2 rRNA genes are annotated in these 1,738 nt (G+C 56.1%); both read left to right on the forward strand.

Annotation, left to right across the window (positions count from 1 at the left end):
- Positions 1-1,527 (forward strand): 23S ribosomal RNA (locus ACR4XJ_RS16070); the annotation flags it as partial.
- Between the two features lie 102 nt (positions 1,528-1,629).
- Positions 1,630-1,738 (forward strand): 5S ribosomal RNA (gene rrf, locus ACR4XJ_RS16075); the annotation flags it as partial.

Consider the following 1,738-nt stretch of genomic DNA (forward strand, 5'->3'; position numbering starts at 1 on the left):
GCTGTAGCCGATGGGAAACGGGTTAATATTCCCGTACTTGCGCGAGTGTGCGATGGAGGGACGCAGGAAGGTAGGCGGGCCGGCTGTTGGCTTAGCCGGTGCAAGCAGGTAGGCTTGAGGGTAGGCAAATCCGCCCTCTTCAAGGCCGAGACGCGAGTCCGTGACCGCAAGGTCTGAAGCCGTTGAGCCTCTACTGCCTAGAAAAGCTCCTAAGTTTAGCTCGTGCAAACCGTACCGGAAACCAACACAGGTGGGTGGGGTGAATAACCCAAGGCGCTCGAGAGAACTCTGGCCAAGGAACTCGGCAAAATAACCCCGTAACTTCGGAAGAAGGGGTGCTCTTTAGGGTTAAGGATTCTCTCTCTAAGCCCTGAGGAGCCGCAGAGAAATGAGGGTGGCGACTGTTTACTAAAAACATAGGTCTCTGCTAAGTCGCAAGACGACGTATAGGGACTGACGCCTGCCCGGTGCCGGAAGGTTAAGAGGAGAGGTCAGCGCAAGCGAAGCTTTGAATCGAAGCCCCGGTAAACGGCGGCCGTAACTATAACGGTCCTAAGGTAGCGAAATTCCTTGTCGGGTAAGTTCCGACCTGCACGAATGGCGTAACGATCTCCCTACTGTCTCGGCCAGAGACTCGGTGAAATTGAAGTCGCGGTGAAAATGCCGTGTACCCGCAGAAAGACGGAAAGACCCTGTGCACCTTTACTATAGCTTGACATTGGGTTTTGGGCTTGCATGTGTAGGATAGGTGGGAGGCTGTGAACCCTGTACGCCAGTATGGGGGGAGCCACCGTTGAAATACCACCCTTGCAAGTCTAAGGCTCTAATCCATACCCGTTATCCGGGGTGGAGACAGTGTCTGGTGGGTAGTTTGACTGGGGCGGTCGCCTCCCAAACAATAACGGAGGCACGCAAAGGTTCCCTCAGCCTGATCGGAAACCAGGCGTCGAGTGCAAACGCATAAGGGAGCTTGACTGCAAGACAGACATGTCGAGCAGGGACGAAAGTCGGCGTTAGTGATCCGGTGGTTCCGCATGGAAGGGCCATCGCTCATTGGATAAAAGGTACGCCGGGGATAACAGGCTGATCGCGCCCAAGAGTTCATATCGACGGCGCGGTTTGGCACCTCGATGTCGGCTCATCACATCCTGGGGCTGAAGCAGGTCCCAAGGGTACGGCTGTTCGCCGTTTAAAGTGGTACGCGAGCTGGGTTTAAAACGTCGTGAGACAGTTTGGTCCCTATCTTCTGTGGGCGTAGGAGACTTGAGAGGGCCTGTCCCTAGTACGAGAGGACCGGGATGGACGCACCCCTGGTGGTCCTGTTGTCACGCCAGTGGCACAGCAGGGTAGCTATGTGCGGAAGGGATAACCGCTGAAAGCATCTAAGCGGGAAGCCTGCCTCGAGATAAGGTCTCCCTCTCTTCGGAGCTGAAGGGCCCGGGTAGACAACCCGGTTGATAGGCTGGAGGTATACGCGCGGCGACGCGCTCAGCTGACCAGTACTAATAGCCCGTGCGCCTTGTTTTCTTCCCTACACTTCCTTTCCACCCTGTTTGATTACACTTTTCGGTCCCGGCCGACGTGGCGGCGCAAAATAGCCAGCCTTCCCGGACGGTGACCAGAATTTGTGCTGGCATCCATGGAGGAGGGGGTACACCCGATCCCATTCCGAACTCGGAAGTTAAGCCCTCCATCGCCGATGATACTGCGTATTCGTGCGTGGGAAAGTAGGCCGATG

Origin of the sequence: Nitratidesulfovibrio sp. D1 (genome assembly GCF_051133415.1) — a bacterium.
Classification (GTDB): Bacteria; Desulfobacterota; Desulfovibrionia; order Desulfovibrionales; family Desulfovibrionaceae; genus Cupidesulfovibrio.